This window comes from Marininema mesophilum (genome assembly GCF_900106775.1).
Taxonomy (GTDB): domain Bacteria; phylum Bacillota; class Bacilli; order Thermoactinomycetales; family DSM-45169; genus Marininema; species Marininema mesophilum.
In genome coordinates this window covers 164,414-183,731 of record NZ_FNNQ01000002.1, presented here as the reverse complement: position 1 = coordinate 183,731, position 19,318 = coordinate 164,414, and the positions used below count along the sequence as shown (strand labels likewise).

General features: G+C 47.0%; 19 protein-coding genes and 1 pseudogene. 7 read left to right on the top strand and 13 right to left on the bottom strand.

What is annotated here, in order from left to right; genetic code table 11:
- Positions 1–77: 77 nt before the first annotated feature.
- The 5 genes and pseudogenes from BLV90_RS02975 to BLV90_RS02955 all read right to left on the bottom strand — a co-directional run bounded on the left by BLV90_RS02975 (position 78) and on the right by BLV90_RS02955 (position 6,604).
- Positions 78–590, bottom strand: a complete 513-nt coding sequence (locus tag BLV90_RS02975) for an adenine phosphoribosyltransferase (protein WP_091735931.1) — start codon at positions 588–590, stop codon at positions 78–80.
- Positions 563–2,956: a single-stranded-DNA-specific exonuclease RecJ gene (recJ, locus tag BLV90_RS02970; RefSeq protein WP_091735929.1), complete on the bottom strand. Its 2,394-nt coding sequence runs from the start codon at positions 2,954–2,956 to the stop codon at positions 563–565. The genes BLV90_RS02975 and recJ overlap by 28 nt, the downstream gene beginning before the upstream one ends.
- A gap of 115 nt (positions 2,957–3,071) precedes the next feature.
- Positions 3,072–3,974, bottom strand: a complete 903-nt coding sequence (locus BLV90_RS02965; RefSeq protein ID WP_091735926.1) for a cation diffusion facilitator family transporter — start codon at positions 3,972–3,974, stop codon at positions 3,072–3,074.
- 85 nt (positions 3,975–4,059) lie between these two features.
- Positions 4,060–6,205 (bottom strand): annotated as a pseudogene (gene secD / locus BLV90_RS16750) (protein translocase subunit SecD).
- Positions 6,206–6,307: 102 nt separating this feature from the next.
- Positions 6,308–6,604, bottom strand: a complete 297-nt coding sequence (locus BLV90_RS02955; RefSeq protein ID WP_245726228.1) for a post-transcriptional regulator — start codon at positions 6,602–6,604, stop codon at positions 6,308–6,310.
- Positions 6,605–6,788: 184 nt separating this feature from the next.
- On the opposite strand from BLV90_RS02955, the gene spoVB reads away from it, so the two are divergent.
- Positions 6,789–8,375 (top strand): stage V sporulation protein B, encoded by a 1,587-nt coding sequence (gene spoVB, locus BLV90_RS02950; RefSeq protein ID WP_245726227.1) that lies wholly within the window; start codon positions 6,789–6,791, stop codon positions 8,373–8,375.
- Positions 8,376–8,383: 8 nt separating this feature from the next.
- Here spoVB and BLV90_RS02945 read toward each other — a convergent pair whose 3' ends face one another.
- Complete coding sequence (locus tag BLV90_RS02945; RefSeq protein WP_091736282.1) at positions 8,384–9,070, bottom strand: DUF421 domain-containing protein; 687 nt, start codon at positions 9,068–9,070, stop codon at positions 8,384–8,386.
- 154 nt (positions 9,071–9,224) lie between these two features.
- Here BLV90_RS02945 and BLV90_RS02940 point away from each other — a divergent pair, with 154 nt between their 5' ends.
- Both BLV90_RS02940 and BLV90_RS02935 read left to right on the top strand, forming a co-directional pair.
- Positions 9,225–9,620, top strand: coding sequence for a TIGR04086 family membrane protein (locus BLV90_RS02940; RefSeq protein ID WP_091735920.1), 396 nt, complete (start codon positions 9,225–9,227; stop codon positions 9,618–9,620).
- Between the two features lie 187 nt (positions 9,621–9,807).
- Positions 9,808–10,650, top strand: coding sequence for a phosphatase PAP2 family protein (locus tag BLV90_RS02935; RefSeq protein WP_091735917.1), 843 nt, complete (start codon positions 9,808–9,810; stop codon positions 10,648–10,650).
- Between the two features lie 139 nt (positions 10,651–10,789).
- Here BLV90_RS02935 and yajC read toward each other — a convergent pair whose 3' ends face one another.
- The 7 genes from yajC to ruvC form a co-directional block, all read right to left on the bottom strand.
- On the bottom strand, positions 10,790–11,110 hold the full coding sequence (gene yajC / locus BLV90_RS02930) for a preprotein translocase subunit YajC (protein ID WP_091735914.1): 321 nt from the start codon (positions 11,108–11,110) through the stop codon (positions 10,790–10,792).
- Positions 11,111–11,144: 34 nt separating this feature from the next.
- Positions 11,145–12,290: a tRNA guanosine(34) transglycosylase Tgt gene (tgt, locus tag BLV90_RS02925; protein WP_091735911.1), complete on the bottom strand. Its 1,146-nt coding sequence runs from the start codon at positions 12,288–12,290 to the stop codon at positions 11,145–11,147.
- A gap of 113 nt (positions 12,291–12,403) precedes the next feature.
- On the bottom strand, positions 12,404–13,435 hold the full coding sequence (gene queA, locus BLV90_RS02920) for a tRNA preQ1(34) S-adenosylmethionine ribosyltransferase-isomerase QueA (protein WP_091735908.1): 1,032 nt from the start codon (positions 13,433–13,435) through the stop codon (positions 12,404–12,406).
- 53 nt (positions 13,436–13,488) lie between these two features.
- Positions 13,489–13,707, bottom strand: coding sequence for a DUF2905 domain-containing protein (locus BLV90_RS02915; RefSeq protein ID WP_091735905.1), 219 nt, complete (start codon positions 13,705–13,707; stop codon positions 13,489–13,491).
- Positions 13,704–14,705 (bottom strand): Holliday junction branch migration DNA helicase RuvB, encoded by a 1,002-nt coding sequence (ruvB, locus tag BLV90_RS02910; RefSeq protein ID WP_091735902.1) that lies wholly within the window; start codon positions 14,703–14,705, stop codon positions 13,704–13,706. The genes BLV90_RS02915 and ruvB overlap by 4 nt, the downstream gene beginning before the upstream one ends.
- A 34-nt stretch (positions 14,706–14,739) precedes the next feature.
- Complete coding sequence (ruvA, locus tag BLV90_RS02905) at positions 14,740–15,357, bottom strand: Holliday junction branch migration protein RuvA (protein WP_091735899.1); 618 nt, start codon at positions 15,355–15,357, stop codon at positions 14,740–14,742.
- On the bottom strand, positions 15,354–15,860 hold the full coding sequence (gene ruvC / locus BLV90_RS02900) for a crossover junction endodeoxyribonuclease RuvC (protein ID WP_091735896.1): 507 nt from the start codon (positions 15,858–15,860) through the stop codon (positions 15,354–15,356). Before ruvC ends, ruvA begins: the two co-directional genes overlap by 4 nt.
- Before the next feature lie 157 nt (positions 15,861–16,017).
- Here ruvC and BLV90_RS02895 point away from each other — a divergent pair, with 157 nt between their 5' ends.
- The 4 genes from BLV90_RS02895 (at position 16,018) to BLV90_RS02880 (ending at position 19,233) form a co-directional block, all read left to right on the top strand.
- Positions 16,018–16,497, top strand: a complete 480-nt coding sequence (locus BLV90_RS02895) for a hypothetical protein (RefSeq protein WP_091735894.1) — start codon at positions 16,018–16,020, stop codon at positions 16,495–16,497.
- 313 nt (positions 16,498–16,810) lie between these two features.
- Entirely contained in the window at positions 16,811–17,080 is a 270-nt protein-coding gene (locus tag BLV90_RS02890) for a FeoA family protein (protein WP_091735891.1), read from the top strand.
- Positions 17,064–17,861 carry a FeoB small GTPase domain-containing protein gene (locus tag BLV90_RS02885; RefSeq protein ID WP_091735887.1) on the top strand — a complete coding sequence of 266 codons (798 nt, stop codon included), beginning with the start codon at positions 17,064–17,066 and terminating at the stop codon, positions 17,859–17,861. The genes BLV90_RS02890 and BLV90_RS02885 overlap by 17 nt, the downstream gene beginning before the upstream one ends.
- Positions 17,833–19,233 carry a nucleoside recognition domain-containing protein gene (locus tag BLV90_RS02880; RefSeq protein ID WP_091736262.1) on the top strand — a complete coding sequence of 467 codons (1,401 nt, stop codon included), beginning with the start codon at positions 17,833–17,835 and terminating at the stop codon, positions 19,231–19,233. The genes BLV90_RS02885 and BLV90_RS02880 overlap by 29 nt, the downstream gene beginning before the upstream one ends.
- The last annotated feature ends 85 nt before the right edge of the window (positions 19,234–19,318 follow it).

The following is a 19,318-nucleotide window of genomic DNA, read 5'->3' as shown; positions in this document are numbered from 1 at the left end:
TACCAAGTCAATGAAACAGATGCCTATTCGCTTTTATACTACAAAAAACACCGAATATCATTCGGTGTTTAGGTCCATCAATATTTTAGCAAAGAAATAACATCTACGCCCTGCATTTTCTCCCGGCCATTTAAGTAGGTTAACTCCATCACGAAAGCAGCTCCTACTACATCGGCTTGCAGTTGCCGTACTAGGTTCAAGGTAGCATTGATCGTGCCGCCGGTAGCTAATAGATCATCGACGATCAACACTTTTTGTCCCGGCTCAATCGCATCCGTATGAATCGCCAGTTTGTCCTTGCCATATTCCAGGCTGTAATTCGTTTCTACCACATTACCGGGTAGTTTCCCTGTTTTACGAACGGGTATAAAGCCTATACCCAGCGCGTATGCCAAGGGAGTACCTACAACAAAGCCGCGTGCTTCGGGTCCAACGATGAGGTCGATTTCTTTTCCTTCCAATTGCCGAGCGATTTCATCGATAGCTGTTCGGAAAGCTTTGCCGTCTTTTAAAAGCGTAGTTATATCTTTAAATCGGACACCCGGCTCGGGGAAATCCTCAATTACCCGGATTTTTTCTTTGAAGTCCATGATTCTGTCCCTCCCAGATTCAGTTCATATGGTAATAATGCATGGATATATTGATATAGATCACGAGTAGAGGAATAAACGAAAAGTTCCTGTACTTTCTCTCGTTCCAATTGACGTGAATACAAAGGTGATTCAGTAAGGGGACGTTTCTCTGCATTGGCGATCAATTCCACATTGCCCCCATCCAGTCGGAGGAAGCCAAGCTCTGCAAACACCTTCGTCATAAAGCGAATCCAGGGGCTTGATAAGCCCGTAATTCGAGCTAGACGTTCGGTATCCCGAGGGAAGCGGATTCCTTTCTTCCCGATCAACGAAACATACAGACGCTTAAACTGCTCCCGATCTGGTGTTCGGCTTAATTCCCCATCTAATTCCGCATCGCCATAGGCAAAATAAAGTCTCTCCAATTTGGTTAAGGAGCGAATCACATCAGGGAATTTTTGCGTAGAAACGGGCAGATCCATCAATACTAGGGTACGGCACTCTCGTAACCGTCCATTAGTAGCTACTTCCTCCGCCTCTTGCCAGGAAAGAAGATCCCCACTCCATTCCTTTCCCAAGAACGCAGCACTTTTTACCTTATCTGAAACGATAAAGAGCACATGGAGGAGCGAAGAAAGATGATAAAACCCTTTTCTCTTGTCCCCATTGCCTCGCCAATCAAAAACCTGCACATGAGGAATCGAGATATCTCGTATCAACAGTTGAGGCATGCGGCGGTTGTTCCATTCGTTAACAGATAGTTCCCCGAGTATCTCTAGATTAGCAGAAGGAGAGATTTCCTCCGCTAATTCACCCAGGCGAAAGCCTACCGCATCTAACGAGCGGCCCCCTGCTTCTAAAAGGAGCTTCAGATGGTTTTTATCGCGCCCGATCCGTTGCATCTTACCCAGGCGAGCCTCTTTGATGCAAAAACGGGGGGTTGCATTCCCCACCCCATAGGGGGCTAATCGCTCCAACTCTTCAACAAGGGGCAAATCTACCTCTGCCACGCTCAGCTCCGCGTCCACTTTGGAGAGCGGTATATAATCTTCCTCTGTGAGCCACTCCTTTGCTACTTCGGAGAGACGCTGATGAAGCTCAGCTAGATTTTCTACCGGTAGACTCATCCCAGCCGCCATAGGATGTCCTCCATAGTGGGGAAGAAGTTCCTTACATCGGTTGAGGGCTTGGTACATATCCAGACCTACAATACTACGAGCAGAGCCTTTAGCCGTTCCCTTCTCTTCATCGATACCCAGAACGATCACCGGTCGATAATACTTTTCCACTAAACGAGAGGCAACGATTCCAATCACACCGACATTCCACCCTGGAGCTGCTACGACGATAAAGTGCTGATGTTTTTCTGCTTCAGCTTCTACCATCGCCATCGCTTCAGTGGAGATCTCCTCCACCAGCTGTTGCCGTTCTCGGTTCATGCTGTCCAATTCTTCAGCAATCAACTGTGCTTTAGCTGAATCTCCTGTTAATAGAAGCTCCACTGCCTGATTCGCTGAGTCTAGGCGACCACTTGCATTGATCCGTGGCGCTAAGGAAAAGCCTACGTGACCTGCTCCAATCTCTCCATCACAGCCTGAGACGTCCATTAAGGCGGACAATCCTAGATGATGACGTCGGTTCATCTCTTTCAGTCCCAAAGCGGCTAATACCCGATTTTCATCCAGCAAAGGGACGAGATCTGCGATGGTACCTAGAGCGGCAATCTCCAATACCTCCTCTGGTACCCGGCCAAGGAGGGCCTGACATAACTTAAAGGCAACTCCTACCCCGGCTAGCATCTCAAAGGGATAAGAACAGCCCAGTTTTTTCGGATTGAGCACCACCAACGCATCAGGAATCGTTTCTGGTGGCTCATGGTGATCCGTGATGATCAGATCAATTCCCAGTTCCTTTGCGAGGGCCGCCTCGGCAACAGCGCTTATGCCGGTATCCACTGAGATCATCAGATCGATATCAGCCGCAACAGCTTGATGAAGAGCCTCTCCGTTCAGGCCATAGCCTTCGGTAAATCGGTTGGGTATGTAATAATCCACATTGGCACCTAAAGAACGTAGCACTTTCATCATCACACCTGTGCTTGATACCCCGTCAGCATCGTAATCCCCATATATCCGAATCTTCTCCTTCTTCTCCAATGCAGAGCGAATACGATCCACCGCATCCTGCATCCCATCCATGAGCAATGGATCATGAAGTTGCGAAGCATCCACTGTTAAGAAATGACGAGCTTCCTCCACATCCGTCACTCCGCGGTTACATAGAAGGCGGGCAGTTAAAGGATGGATACCTAGCTCATTTGCTAGCAACTGTTTGCAGGATTCCTCTGCATCGACAGTCTGCCAACGTGTTTTGGATTGTAACATCGTGCGGCAACCCTCCGTCCCTTCTCTTGCCGCCTCCCATTATAGCACAGGAAGGAACTTAGTATGAAAAAGGAACGCAGGACTTAAAAATCACCCCTAGGACAAGTAATTTCCCTCAAACCTCCTCGTCGGAGTGGTAGGGATTGATGTGTACCAAAACATCCAACACATGATCAAACCGCGTAATCAACGTCTGTTTCAATGATTTTCCGATACGATGCCCTTCCTCTACTGTAATCAAAGGATCTACCGATATCTTCACATCCACGATCACATAAAAACCATGTTCCCTCGCATGGAGTTGATCCACCCGTTTGACCCCATCTAATTCCATAGCTGCCTCCACCAATTCCGCGGCATCCTCTTCATGTAATACATGATCCAATGTGCTATGAATCGACTCTCTCGCCAAATCATACGCCATTTTCAAAACAAGTAGGGAGACGAGAACCCCTGCTACTGCATCCGAATATACCAAAAGGTTAATCGTTAGCTTCTCCCCGAGGATCGCCCCTACGATCCCGATCAGAGCAGCGATGGAGGAGTAGACATCGGAACGATGCTCCCAGGCATTGGCGATAATCGCTTGGCTATTAATCTGTTTTCCAATCCGATATTTGTAACGAAACATCGCTTCCTTCGCTACAATGGAGACCAGAGCCGCTATTACCGCTGGCCACCCAGGTGCTATCACCGGGCCAAAAAGCGCTTTAATCGAAGCATAGCCGATTTCCAATCCCACTAACGCCAAGAGAATCGATACAATAATGGCCGAAATGGACTCAGCTTTACCATGTCCATAGGGATGGTCTTCATCCGGAGGGAGTTTAGCTGCTCTAACACCGATCAGCACTGCCAAGGAGCCGACCACATCCGAAGCAGAATGAACCGCATCTGCTACCAGTGCACGGCTATTTGCCAAAACACCTGCTACTCCTTTCAATAACGCTAGGGCTACATTTCCTAGGATTCCGACCCAAGCCCCTCTCTCGGCCAAGCGATAAGTTTCAGATTGCATAGCGTCCCATCCTTTTCGTCCTAGGAAAGCCGCAGGGGTTCCCCTGCGGCTGGTTTATGCTAAGTGTATGGGTTTCTCGTCCTTCTTATTCAGCAGACTGAGGCTTGAGGCGTTCTTTTTGCAATGAGCGCCACTTCCACCCTACCCAGATCTGACTGGCGATACAGATCGAAGAGTAGGCCCCAGAAAACAACCCAACCAAAAGGGCAATGGAGAAATATTTAATGCTCTCTCCGCCAAAGATGAGTAGGGCAACTGCTGCAAAAATCACGGTCAATACCGTATTAATGGAGCGCACTAAGGTTTGCTGGATACTAACATTTACTACATTGGATAATGCTTCAAAGGTCTTGGGATTCTCTCGCTTGAGGTTCTCGCGGATCCGGTCAAAGATAACAATCGTGTCATTGATCGAGTACCCCACAATCGTAAGAACCGCCGCGATAAAGACGATGTCTACTTCCCATTGGAAAATGGAGAACAGACCGATGGTAAAGAGGGCGTCATATAGGATCGCAATAATCGCCGAAAAAGCAAAGCGATACTCAAATCGGAGCGTGATATAGGCGATAATCCCAATGGAGGCAATCAATACAGAGTAAATGGCGTTACGTGCTAGCTCCCTCCCGATGATCGGATCGACAGTCTGCTCATTCACTGCTACCTTTTTACCAAAATCCTTACGGAAAGCATCCCGGATATCGTTGACTTTCTCTTTACTAATCGCCTTATCTGTCCGGAAGACCAACAATTCCTTGTTATTCCCCGCAACACGGGTATTAGGATTTGGGTAACCAAGCTCTGCTAACTTCGCATCCGCCTTCTCTTTATCAAAGGCTTGTTGGATATTGATATCCAGCCTGGATCCACTGACAAAGTCAATACCTAGATTAAGACCCTGGGTAAATAGAGAGACAACACCGAGCAAAATGGTAGCGATAGAAAAAAGGAAAAACCACTTCCGCGCCTTTACAAAGTCCAGTTTATAGTTCACTGATCTCATCCTCCTTGACACCAAACCAGCTGTGCTTCTTGTGCAACAGGTTGGAGCGGACAAGTAGGGTGAGCAGAATCCTTGAAAGTGCTACCGCCGTCAAAAAGCTGACGAAGATACCCACCAAAAGGGATACCGAAAACCCACGCACACCTGAGGTACCAAAATAGAACATCACAGCAGAGGCGATAATCGTTGTTACATGAGCATCAAAGATCGTTAAGAAAGAGCTCTTGGAACCGCTCTTTACCGAAATAGGTATGCTCTTCCCGGAGCGAAGCTCGTCCTTGATCCGCTCATACATAATAATGTTGGCGTCCACCGCGATCCCAATCCCTAAGATATAGGCCGCAATCCCTGGCAGAGTAAGCGTTACATCCAGGAGGGAGAAAAAGAGAAGAACCAAGTAACTGTAGCTGATCAAGGTCATCACAGCAATCAACCCCGGCAAGCGATAATATCCAATAACAAAAAGGAAGATAAACCCGATTGCATAGAGACCCGCGAACAAACTCTTATGTAAGGAATCCTGTCCGAGGCTAGCATCGACGGCATTGGACGAAAGTTGTTTCAGTTTGACGGGTAAGGAACCTGCGTTGAGAAGATCCGCTAGTTCTTTCGCTTTTTCGACGGTGAAATTACCGCTGATCATCGATTTTCCGTTGGGAATTCGTTCTTGAATAATAGGATTACTTAGTTGTTTATCATCCAAATAAATCGGCATTTTCTGTCCAACGTACTTTCCGGTAATATTCGCATACTTCTCAGCATCCTTAAACTCAACAGAGACTACTGGCTCGTTATTTTGAGGATTATAATCCTGCTTCGCTGCCCCCTGAACGAGATCAGACCCTTTCAGAAGCACTTTCTTTCCCGATGGATCACGGAATTCGAGTACAGCAGGCTTCCCGAGTAATTTACGAGCCTGATCGGGGTCTTTCACCCCAGCAAGGGACACCCTAAGGCGATCTTTCCCTTCGACAGAGATCTCGGGTTCAGTCACCCCGATGGAGTTGATTCGTTTGTTTAATGCATCTGCCGTATCACTTAATGTTGCGGGTGTGATTTTCTGACCCTTTTCAAGCGGTGCAGCTTTGTAAAGTACCTCAAATCCCCCACGCAGATCGAGGCCTAGAGTAAGGTTATCCACTACCCATTTGGTCGTACCTCCCATGATAGCTAGGAGTCCTACGATCCATAGGGAGAAAATAACGATTTTCCCCTTGCGAACCCTCATGCTGACGCTCCTCCTTCGAATAAAGACAATCTTTTTTCATTATCCCAAGTTCAATAGGGGCTTGTCAATTTATGACGTTATGAACAGCAAAAAACCCGGACATTATTGCTCGCCCGGATTTTTATATACACTGACCATCAGCCAGTTCATAAACCGTGTTCCCTTGAGAGATAAAATATCGTTTACTAAACGATTAAGCCGTGGCCAACCCCGGCGATAGCTCTCAGAAACACAAGCCCATACCTGTTCACCAGTCACATCTTCATACCCGTAATAACGGAATTCCTCTGCCTTACTGTTACAAAGATCTTCGATGCATTGCATTAGTTCAGACTCTGACAACAGTTCAACGGATTTCTCTCGTTCAGGACTTACTGATTTTAGTGATTTTTGTCTCACCAGGCTCTTCCCCTCCTCTATCTATATGCGCCATTCCCTCGGAGGCTCGTCTGCTTATTAACCATTATAATTCTTTCCTTCTCTTTTGAACACCTCTACCTATGTCTTTCCAGTCATGAAGGTCGGGGACAAGCGCATAAGCTTGTATCAATAACCACCTTACGGAGAAGGAAGGGGCCCACTGGTGACCAAGCAGACGTTCCTCCATGGCACATTGATTCTCGTTGGAGCGGGTTTTGTAACAAAGGTACTCGGCTTCGTCTATCGTATCGCCCTCTCCCGTATGATCGGCGATGAAGGAATTGGCCTCTTTCAGATGGCCTTCCCCATTCTCATTTTCGCCATAACGATCACAACAGCGGGTCTTCCTGTGGCCATTTCCAAATTGGTCTCTGAAGCGGAAGCGATGAAAGATGAACAGCGTGTTCGCTCTACTCTGATCATCTCCATCATCATCGTTTTTATATCTAGCGTCCTCATTACTGGATTGATCCTGCTAGCCGCACCCTGGATTGCTCACACCTTGCTCACGGATGCGCGGGCGATCTATCCCTTGATGGGAATCGCTCCTGTGTTGCCCATTGTTGCTGTCTCCTCCATTTTTCGCGGCTATTTTCAAGGCCGTCAACATATGAGCCCCTTTGCTTGGTCGCTCGTCGTGGAACAAGTGGTGCGCATCTTCACCGTTTTACTCTTAGCACGCTGGCTATATCCCTATGGACTTCAATATGCCGCCGCTGGCGCCATGGTTGGTGTCTTGTTAGGAGAAGGGGCAGGAATGTTCTTCCTCTTTCACTCCTATCGTAAAGACCCTAAACGGCCCCCGTTAAAATTTAAGATACGGGAAGCTTTTCACATCAATCTTTGGAGCCGCTTCTCTACGGTAATCCAACGTCTGATGCGAATTGCCATCCCTGTCACTACAAGCCGTATGATCGGCTCACTCGGCTATGCAGTTGAGCCGATTGTCGTCTCACAGAGCCTTGCTATTGCAGGGATCTCCGTTGCTGCATCCACCGCTCTATATGGACAACTAGAAGGAATGGCCATCCCGCTTCTTTTTTTTCCTGCGTTTATTACGACGGCTCTCTCCACCTCCCTCGTACCTGCTGTCTCCGAAGCAGCTGCCCAGGGAAAATACGGAATTGTCGAACATCGGCTCAACCAATCCCTGCGGCTCTCCCTCGTCGTTGGCGCCCCATGCGCCATGATGATGTATATCCTAGCAGAACCCTTGACCACCCTGCTCTACCACAACGCTTCTGTTTCCCGACTGTTAGAAATTATGGCTCCCTTCGCGATCTTTTTATATATACAAGGTCCCCTCGCCGCTGTCCTTCAGGGCTTGGATAAAGCGAGGGATGCTATGCGTAATTCCATTTTTGGTGCGATTGTCAAAACCGCGCTGATCTTTTTCCTTGGTTCACAGCCCCAATTGGGGATCGATGGAGTCGTTATCGCCCTCAATTGTGGGTTAGTACTCGTCACTGCCCTTCATTTTATCAGTGTGATGCGTTATGTTCCCTTTACCCTGATCGCACGTGACACTGTAAAACTAACGCTTGCAGTAGCATCTATGGGAGCTGCTGGTTGGTGGGGATTGAAACATGCCTATATAACAGGATCGCTCCCTGCTCGCACCCTATTATCTAGTGGGATCAGCTTTACGATATACCTCGCGCTTCTCATTCTCCTCTCTCTTATAAAAAAAGAAGACATCCGCCGTGTTCCCTATATAGGAAAGTGGCTGTCTCCCCTTCTTCCTCGTTGATTGATCCATCATGGACCGTTATCTTTGCGAACATCGATATACAATCGTCCATGATCATCTATACTTGCAAAAAAAATCTCTTTTAAATCTTTATAACCATACTGTTGAATTTGATTCTTAAGCCAAAATCGATTCTGACCGATTTGGTGTAAAGCATCCTCTTGCACTTTACTATCGATGATGAGGGGAGTTGGCAAGGAAGGTTTTCGCTCATCACTAAATCCCGGGAATAGATCCTTCACATGCTTTACCTTCTCTTTTTGAAAGACAGTGAGTTGCCCTGAGGTCTCTAACACCGCAAATTCTACATCAGCTACATTTAAAACATTCTTCTCTCTTAGTTGCATCATGAGATCGTCTATCGTGTAACGTTGCTCACGCATCTCTTTTTCTAATATTTTTCCATCTTTAATCAATGTAGTAGGTGATCCATCTATCCAGCGACGGACTCTCGGGCTTTTTAAGGAAATATAGGCTAGCAAAACCTGTGTAATAGCAAACATAATAATGGGAATCAGCCCGTGAATGAGGGGCATATGAAGATCATCTACTGACAACACAGCAAAGTCTGCCATCATTATCGAAACCACAAAATCAAACACCGAGAGCTGGCCAATCTCCCTTTTTCCCATGATACGCATAATGATCAGTACAAAAAAATAGATAAATAAGGTCCGTAATATCAGTGTCCACATATCACCCACTTAGGTCCTCTCCTTCCAGCCTATCACCTCCTTAGCTTCTTCATTATCAGCTGGTTTTATCACGTTTTACTTTAAATCCTCCTTGAATAAAGTGAGAGGCACGCTCATAACCTGTACAAAGTCTATTTGACCGGAGGTGCTTTAAATGAAGCAACCCACAACCAGCGGGACACACCCTGCTCTGCGGTCGCCTTTGCTAGTTGGAATGAGCATCATCTTGGGAGTTGTACTCTCCGGTTCCATTATCACCGCGATGTTATTACGTTTTACCAGCGTCGAAGAATCCTCCCTTCCCTATTTCGCCTACGGTATCAACGCCATCGCATTATTGTCAGGAGGTTGGATATCAGGTAGGCAAGCGGGGCACCGTGGTTGGTTATATGGGGGATTGACGGGTATTCTCTATGTCTTACTCGTTCTGATCATTGGTTTTCTCGCCTTTGACACCAATATGCGTGTCCAACCCGTACTATTTACCCTATGCGCTTCAGGAATCGCTGCTATTGGGGGTATCTTCGGAGTCAACGCCGGTAGTCGTTGATTGCAAGAAAAAGGGTTTAACCCTATAATATGAAAAAAGTTTTATTCCCTTTGATCTGTGGAAAGGGTAATATGGAGGTAAGGTCTAAGGTTCCGGGAGAAGCCGGATCTTTCTTTTTTAACGAGGCCTTCTTTCTAGTAGCCTTATTAAAAATAGGCTCATTCTTTCCACTGGGGAGTGTATATGATTGTTTCAATCCACGATATCGATCTTATTGAGTACCTTGGTCACCTTCCTAGTGATCTTAACTATATCCTTACGTCAAAACCCAATAGCTGTCATCTCTGGATTTACGCGTGATCTCTTCCGGGATCGATTGCTCATGGTTCACGTCATCGCCTGCCTTGGTATCCTGGCTCTCAACAAGCTAGAGTTATTAATCGAACCCACTTTGGATAAGAGCTGGGATTGGACACCGTATATCCGTACCTTTGAAGGAAATGTGACTCCCCTACTCCAACATTGGTTTAACTATGAACCCCTTACCTATTTTACGACTTACTTTTACGTGATCGTTTTTTCTGTGTTGATGGCTTGCTCCTTGCTAATTTATCATCGTGAAAAGGATTACCGCTCCCTGTATGTGCTCTTATATAGTATCGGCTTTAATTATATATTTGCGATTCCCTTTTACCTCTTCGCACCAGTGTCTGAAGCTTGGTATAATCATTCAGATATAAAATTCCTCATCCCCTCCGTCTATCCGGGATTTGAGGCTGGATATCGCAGTTTTTCAGGATTAGATAATAGCTTTCCTAGTCTCCACACATCCCTTTCAGTCACCCTTGCTCTCATTGCGTGGCAATCTGTCAATCGACGCTTCGGTCGTATCACTTTCTTCACTGCCGGGGTCATCCTATTTGCTATCATCTACCTTGGCATTCACTGGTACCTCGATCTGATCGCAGGAGTAGTACTCGCTCTATGTAGTGTCGCCCTTGCCTATCGCTTTAGTGAAGTTCCCCTTGGCAAAATGTCGAACCTTTCTTCTCGGCAACAGGCTTCGGATCATGTTGCGGATGCTCAATAATAATCCTGGTTTTCTGATACCCTCCATAGGAAGAGGCAGCCTCTTCCTATGGAGGGTATTTTCTTATGAGAACCGGTATAAATAATTAAAAGCCCGGTAGGATTACCGGGCTTTTAATTATTTATACGTGGTAGCTTTTTTATTTCTCTTCTTTTGTATCCGAACTCTCTTTTTCGTTCGCTACTTCTTTTACTTCTTCTTTTTCAGAGACCACCGCATTGATCGAGGAGCGTTCAAAAACGAGGCGGCTATTTTCGTTCACTTTTAGGGTAACACGCTCGTCTGTCAGATCCATAATCGTACCATGCAAGCCACCGATAGTGATGATCTTGTCCCCTTTTTTGATCGAGGCTAGCATCGAATTTCGCTGTTTCCGTTGCTTTTGCTGGGGACGGAGCAACATAAAGTAAAAGATGACAACAACGATGATAATTGGGAGAAAGCCTGTGAATTTTTCCATGACATATTTCCTCCTTCAAAATGGTAATAACTGATCAAAATCCACGCCGCAAAGCATCTGCATTCGTTGAGCCGTAATACTTTGTAAAGAATTGATCCCGGAAAGCCTGAAGTTGATCTTCCCGAATAGCCTGGCGAACACCTTCCATCAATTTTAGGAGGAAGTACAGGTTGTGATAAGTCGTTAATCGCAACCCCAGTGTCTCCTCCGCCTTAAACAAATGGCGAAGATAAGCGCGACTATAATTGCGACAGGTGTAGCAATCACACTCCGGATCAAGCGGACCAAAATCTCGGGTATATTTGGCATTGCGGACCACGATGCGCCCTTCGCTAGTCATTGTTGTGCCATTGCGCGCAATTCGGGTCGGCAATACACAATCAAACATGTCAACTCCCCGCAGTACCCCCTCTACCAGAGCATCTGGGGAACCTACACCCATCAGATAGCGCGGTTTATCTGTAGGCAAAAGCGGAGTAGTCTGTTCAAGGGCTTCATACATCAGTTCCTTGGGTTCTCCTACAGACAAACCACCAATCGCATATCCTGGTAGATCGATGGAGGTGATTTGACGCACACTCTCTTTGCGTAAGTCTCCATACATTCCACCTTGAACGATTCCAAAAAGCCCTTGCTCTTCAGGACGTTGATGCGCATCAACACACCGCTTTAACCAACGATAGGTCCGTTCCATTGACTGCTTCACGTAGTCACGATCTGCAGGGTAAGGAGGGCATTCATCAAAGGCCATAATGATGTCTGCACCGAGGGCATTCTGAATTTCGATGGACTTCTCCGGACTGATGAAAAGAGGCTCACCACTTAAATGGGAACGGAAGGAGACACCCTCCTCGGTGATCTTCCGGAGATCGGAGAGGCTAAATACTTGAAAGCCTCCACTATCCGTCAAGATCGCCCGATCCCAGTTCATAAACTGATGTAAGCCACCAGCCTCTTTTACCACATCCTGTCCCGGACGTAAAAAGAGATGATAGGTATTGGATAAGATAATGCCACTACCCATCTCCTTTAACTCTTCTGGACTCATCGTTTTTACAGTTGCCAAGGTCCCTACAGGCATAAAAGCTGGGGTATCAATCGTACCATGTGGGGTATGTAACCGCCCTAAGCGGGCACCTGTTTGTGAACAGGTTTTTATCAACTCATAACGAACAGCCACTGAGCGTTCCTCCTACTTGTACCATTATACCTTAGGACCCCTTCAGGATAAACCTTCAGAAGAAGTCGATAGGATAAAAGTTGTGGCGAAAAAAGAAAGGGAGAAGATGTCAACTAGGTTATCAACATCGCATCTCCAAAGCTAAAAAAGCGATACCGCTTAGCTACTGCTTCCCTATAAGCGCGCAGAGTAGCCTCTCGACCCGCAAAAGCGCTCACCAACATAATCAATGTGGACTTAGGTAGATGGAAGTTAGTCAGCATCGCATCAACGACGCGAAATCGTACACCCGGATAGATAAAGATATCCGTCCAACCATTTGCCGCCTGAATTTTTCCATAATCCCGGGCAATCGTCTCCAAGGTACGTACCGTTGTGGTGCCAACTGCAATCACTCGCCGTCCCTCTGCCTTTGCTTGATGGATCTGCGCGGCGGAATCCTCATTGAGAGAATAAAACTCCGCGTGTATTTGATGTTCCTCTACATTCTCTACACTAACGGGCCGGAAGGTACCAAGGCCAACATGAAGGGTGAGGAACGTAACCTCTACTCCTTTTTCCTTCGCAGCATTGAGGAGTTCTGGTGTAAAGTGAAGCCCTGCAGTAGGTGCTGCCGCTGAACCCGTCTCTCGGGAGTAGACCGTCTGATATCGCTCCTTCTCAGCCAATTCCTCTCGAATATAAGGAGGCAGAGGCATCTCTCCGAGCTCCACCAACAACTCCTCTAAATCAGAAGCGGTATACTCCAATCGGAAAACACGCCCCCCTGCCATATCAGCCGCCTCTTGTGCTACGGCTTTAAGGCGACCATCCCCGAAGGAGATCACTGACCCTTCTTTGACTCGTTTGGCGGGTTTCACCAATGCCTCCCACCGGTCTTCTCCAAGGGGTTTGAGGAGCAATAGTTCAATCTGCGCGCCGGTTTCCTCCTTCACACCAATCAATCGCGCAGGACGAACCCTTGTATCGTTTAATACAAGTACATCTCCAGCATGTAAATAGCCTAATAAATCAGGAAAGGAAGCATGTTTGATCTCCTCCGTCTCTCGATCCAGAACAAGAAGACGTGAGGAGGAGCGATCCAACAAAGGGGTCTGTGCAATCAACTCCTCTGGAAGATGAAAATTAAATAAGGATACATCCATGAGAAACCTCCATCAACTATAATGAAAATTATAATGAAAAAACCACCCACTCCTCACCGGAACAGGCGGATCAGATACAGGATCAACGATACAATCACACTGATCACGATACAGGTGACTATCGGAAAATAAAAACGAACATTTTCTTTCTCCACTAGGATATCCCCTGGAAGACGGCCTAAATGGAGATAACGACCGCCTATTTGCCATAGAAAGCCCACTACGATGAGGGTAATACCCAAAAAGATCAGTAGTTTAGCTACTGGATTCATGTTCCTGGCATCTCCACTCCAAAGTGTTGATAACAACGAGAAGTGACCACTCGACCCCGTGAGGTCCGTTGCAAAAATCCAATCTGCATCAAATAGGGTTCATACACATCCTCTACGGTATGGGATTCCTCTCCAATCGTAGCGGCAATCGTCTCTAATCCAACGGGTCCTCCCCGGAACAGATCCATGATGGAACGTAATAATTTATGATCCACCTCGTCCAGTCCCAGTCTATCCACCTGAATGCGCCGCAATGCACTGCGAGCGGAATCCGCAGTAATCACTCCGTCTCCCGTCACTTCTACAAAGTCACGCACCCGTTTCAATAAACGGTTGGCCACCCGTGGGGTCCCCCTGGCTCGACAAGCGATCTCTTCCGCCCCATCCTCTTGAATTCGAACACCCAAGAGGTCGGCTGACCGTGATACGATGAGTTCTAAATCATCCGCAGAATAATATTCGAGCCGACTTACCACCCCAAAGCGATCCCGTAGGGGGGATGAGAGGGAGCCTGCTCGTGTGGTTGCTCCCACTAGGGTGAAAGGAGCTAGGTCAAGGCGGACGGAACGGGCACTCGGTCCCTTACCAATTACGATATCTAAGGCGAAGTCCTCCATCGCGGGATAAAGTACTTCCTCGACGCTCCGATTTAAGCGATGGATCTCATCGATAAAAAGAAGGTCTCCTGCCTGTAAATTCGTCAAAATTGCCGCCAAATCGCCAGGGCGTTCAATTGCAGGGCCAGAGGTTGTCCGTACTTGTACACCCATTTCATTGGCGATGATATGAGAAAGTGTGGTTTTACCTAACCCAGGAGGACCATAGAGAAGAACATGGTCTAATGATTCATTTCGCTGCTTTGCTGCTTCTATGTATACTTCTAGATTTTCTTTCACACGCGATTGGCCGATATATTCCCTTAAAAAACGAGGGCGTAGGCTGAATTCGACCGTTTCGTCTTCCATTGCCATATGGGAAGAGATAATACGCTCTTCCATCCTTCATTCCCCCTCGTTTCGCATCGGTGCTTCCTTATGCCTTCATCGAAACTTGAAGGGCTTTTCTAATCCAATCATCTACCGAGGGATTCTCTTCTTCAAAGGATTCCCCAGCGAGATGAACCGCGGTTTCTGCCTCTGCTTCATTATAGCCTAGGGCCATCAGGGCATCAATCGCCTCCTGAGAAACCACCGACTTCATTCCACCAGGATTACTTTCTACTCCCTTTGCTCCGGTGATCAAGGAACTCCAGCCCGCCTTCTCCAGCTTATCCTTCAGATCTAAGATCAAGCGTTGTGCCGTCTTTTTTCCTACACCGGGTAACTTTGTTAAAAAATGAAGATCTTCCCGTTGCACAGCTTCCACTAACGCTGTCGGCGACCCTGACCCGATGGCCGCTAAGGCAACCTTTGGTCCAATCCCCGACACTTCTAATAGTAGCCGAAAAAGATCCCGTTCATCGAAGGTCTTAAATCCGTATAGGGACTGGGAATCCTCACGCACCACATGATGGGTAAACACCTGAGCGGTCTCTCCCTCCTGCCAGTGAAAAGGGTGAGGACAGAAAATGCGATACCCAACCCCTGCGGCTTCTACCACCACAGCGTCAAGTGAGTGATACGCTATCTGGCCACGAATATAGTCGATCATTCCTTCCACCCCCTTATACTCATCCGATCCGTAAATGTCGTGGAGTGCGCTTGGCAAATAGCCACTCCAAGGGCATCTGCAACATCATCCGGTTTCGGAATCTCTGCTAAACAAAGAAGCGTCTTCACCATTTCTTGTACCTGTCGTTTCTTCGCACCACCATAACCTACTACCGCCATCTTCACTTCCATCGGAGTATACTCGGTGATAGTAGCTCCTGCTTCCTCAGCCGCCAACATCACTACCCCTCGTGCCTGTGCCACATCAAAGGCAGTGGTAGTGTTTCGATTGAAAAAAAGTTTTTCGATTGCCACCACATCTGGATGGGTCTTAGAAAATAGTTGCGTAGCCGCATCATAGATCTGCTTCAATCGAGTCGCCTTCGCCGTTCGTGCAGGAGTTTGGATGCTTCCATAATCTACCACCTTCAGCCGATTCCCCATCCGGTCTAGCACGCCATATCCAAGGATGGCAACCCCTGGATCGATTCCAATTATCCGCACTCCACCGCCCCCTCTCTATCGAACATCCATTCTCATAAGAAGACGATTATACCATAGTTCGTCCCAAGACTGTGCTTTTCCTAGGAATCCGCACTAATTCATGAATGAGAATCGATCCATTCGCAAAAGCTGTGAAAAAGGTCGAAGGAGTGTCCCCATGTCCATGCGAACCAAGCACCTAGCTACAATGGCACTGCTTATCTCCCTTATACTCCCTACTGCATGTAGTACAGAAGATACTAGTACCGCCGAGCAGACCGCTGTCCGCTTCTATAAAGAAGTATGGGTCAACGGAAATGATAAAGCAGCTAAATCCATGCTCGCAGAGCCCAAAAAGACACAAGAATTACACAAGCCGATGCAACAAGTTAAAAATGAAGCCACTCAGAATCCAGCCATCTGGGTAGTAAAATCTCCTACAGATCACCAAATGGGTACACGAACCATCCTCATCTACCGACCCTCGGATAAACGCGACTACAAAGTTCGTCTTTACAAAACCCAAGGTACCTGGAAAGTGATCTCTTTCCAGCAAAATTTCGACCCTAAAGAAGGGGGCTATGCCAGTTTTGAAGCTTATCAACGGTTATCCTCTGAGTATCCGGATTTAAAGTGGAAGAAGATTGACAACCCTTAAAACAGCAGCTACCCATATCTGTTGGTCCATTTATTATCGTACTTCCTCCCGAAGTACGATTCTTTTTTTCCCCAGAGGCTGAACTCTATACACCAAGCGTTCTCAGGCGAATATCATGGATGGATCCAACTGAATTTTCCACTATTGACAACGAATCTCCTCTTGCTTTAGAATGACTATAAGAAAAAGTTTCCCTAGAGCAACTTATGTTGTCTTGATAAAAATAATTGTCTACGTTTAAAACCTTTGTTTTCTCACCACTCTTTGCATTCCCTCCTCGCCAAGAGGATGTTTATACAGGAGGTCATCACTAGTGAGTCAGTCTCATATAATTCCCCTCACAGAGGGGTTACCTGGCCAAACGATTCGTATTCATCATCTGACGTTGGAGGGCACGATGCGACGCAGACTGTTAGACTTGGGTTTTGTTCCTGGTTCTGATGTAACGGTGCTCCAACGTAGTCCCTTAGGTGATCCGGTTGCTTTTCGCGTCATTCATACAACAATTGCTCTGCGTAAAGAAGAAAGCTCACAAATTTACGGAGAGCTCATCGGGAGTGAAAAGAATGAAACCACTACCTAGTACCCATACTCATCCCAGGTCCCTAAAACAGCATAAGAAAAGTGATGATGCTACTTTCCGCATCGCCCTCGCAGGCAATCCCAACACTGGAAAAAGCACGTTATTTAACGCCTTAACTGGTTTACGGCAACACACAGGCAACTGGCCAGGAAAAACTGTCATTCATGCGGAGGGAACGTATTCATATAACGGTAACTCCTATACGGTAATCGATCTCCCTGGAACCTACTCACTCTTCTCCAACTCCGCTGATGAGGAAGTAGCGCGGGATTGCATTATTTATGAGAAACCTGATGTGACAGTTGTTGTACTGGATGCTACTGCGATGGAACGAAATATGAACCTTGCCTTACAGGTGCTTGAAATGGCGGATCGAGTGGTATTGTGCATCAATCTGATCGACGAAGCGAAGAAAAAAGGCATCCACATTAATGAAAAACGCCTCTCCAAACAACTTGGAGTACCTGTGGTCAAAACATCTGCTCGTAATCGTGAAGGATTATCTCACCTGCAAAAGGTGATTAAAGAGATGGCTTACGGAAAAATAAACACCAATCCTTATCGCATACGCTATAGCGATGAGTTAGAAGAAAAGATCTCTGCTATAGAGGAGACTGTTCTCTCCACCTTTGGTGATCGGCTTCCTTCTCGTTGGGTTGCTCTTCGACTCCTTGATGGTGATCAAAGCCTTATCGACTCTCTTCAACATCGAATTGAGCTACGTAGAAAGGAAGTTGGCGCTCATGGGACCGATGAACCCCTCTATCCCGTCGAAGCGTGACGGCCTCAAAACCCTCTTAAACCAAGCCCAAGCCCTTTCCGATGACTTTACTCGGGATGAGGTCATTGCTCAGATTCACCAGACGGGAAAAGAAATTTGTCATGAATCGATTCGTTATAACGATGCCGAAAAAATGATGCGCTCTGAAAAACTGGATCGTATTCTCACCTCAAAAATCTGGGGTTTCCCAATCATGCTAGCCATGCTCGGTGTTGTATTCTGGATCACTATTGCGGGAGCCAATATCCCCTCCTCGATGCTCGCTGAGTTATTTAGCTGGATTGAGGGCTACCTGACCCTTGCTTTTAAAGCCATACACGCTCCTGACTGGTTACACGGTGTCCTTGTTCTTGGATTGTATCGTGGACTTGGTTGGGTAGTGAGTGTCATGCTCCCCCCCATGGCCATCTTTTTTCCTGTATTTGCGCTCTTAGAAAACTTCGGATACCTGCCCCGTGTCGCCTTTAATATGGACCGCCTATTTAAAGGGGCTGGTGGCCATGGTAAACAGAGCCTCACCATGGCGATGGGTTTTGGTTGTAATGCAGCCGCTATTATGTCCACACGGATCATTGAATCTCCCCGTGAACGGATGATGGCAATCTTGACAAATAACTTTGTACCCTGTAATGGAAGATGGCCAACACTGATTCTTCTTGCTTCACTCTTTATGGCTGCTGGTTATACGGGTGGAGCACAAACGCTAGTAACCGCATCGGTTGTGATGGGCATGGTCATCATCGGAATTATCGTTACACTCGCTGTTTCATGGGCACTATCCAAAACGGCTCTCAAAGGGGTACCCACTCATTACACACTAGAACTTCCTCCTTATCGCCGGCCGAAGTTCTGGGACACGATCTTACGTTCCACCCTGGATAAATCCCTCTTCGTCCTGAAACGCGCCATAATCATCGCTGCTCCAGCTGGTGTCATCACCTGGATTCTCGCTAACATCATGGTGGGTGACATGAGTGTCTTGGAGCATGTGGTTGCTTTTCTTGACCCCTTTGCAAAGGCTCTTGGCCTGGATGGCTTTATCCTCATGGCTTTCATTCTTGGTTTGCCAGCGAACGAAATTGTCCTCCCCATTCTTTTGATGGGTTACCTATCTACTGGGGCTATGCTGGAAATAGAAAACTTGACGGAATTAAAGCAGCTCTTCCTCGATCATGGTTGGACCTGGCTTACCGCACTAAACATGATGCTCTTCTCGCTCCTCCACTATCCATGTGGGACAACATTGGTAAATATCTATAAAGAAACAAAGAGCTTTAAATGGACCTTCTTGTCCTTCCTTATCCCTACTGTCCTTGCAATCGGTGTTACCTTTGCAATTGCTCAGATTGCACGTGCGATGGGCTGGGTATAAATAAAAATTCCGCATGAACCCTCAACCGCCGCCCAGGCGGTTGACATCATGTTTGTATATGATAATGTGTGCATATAAGGATCAT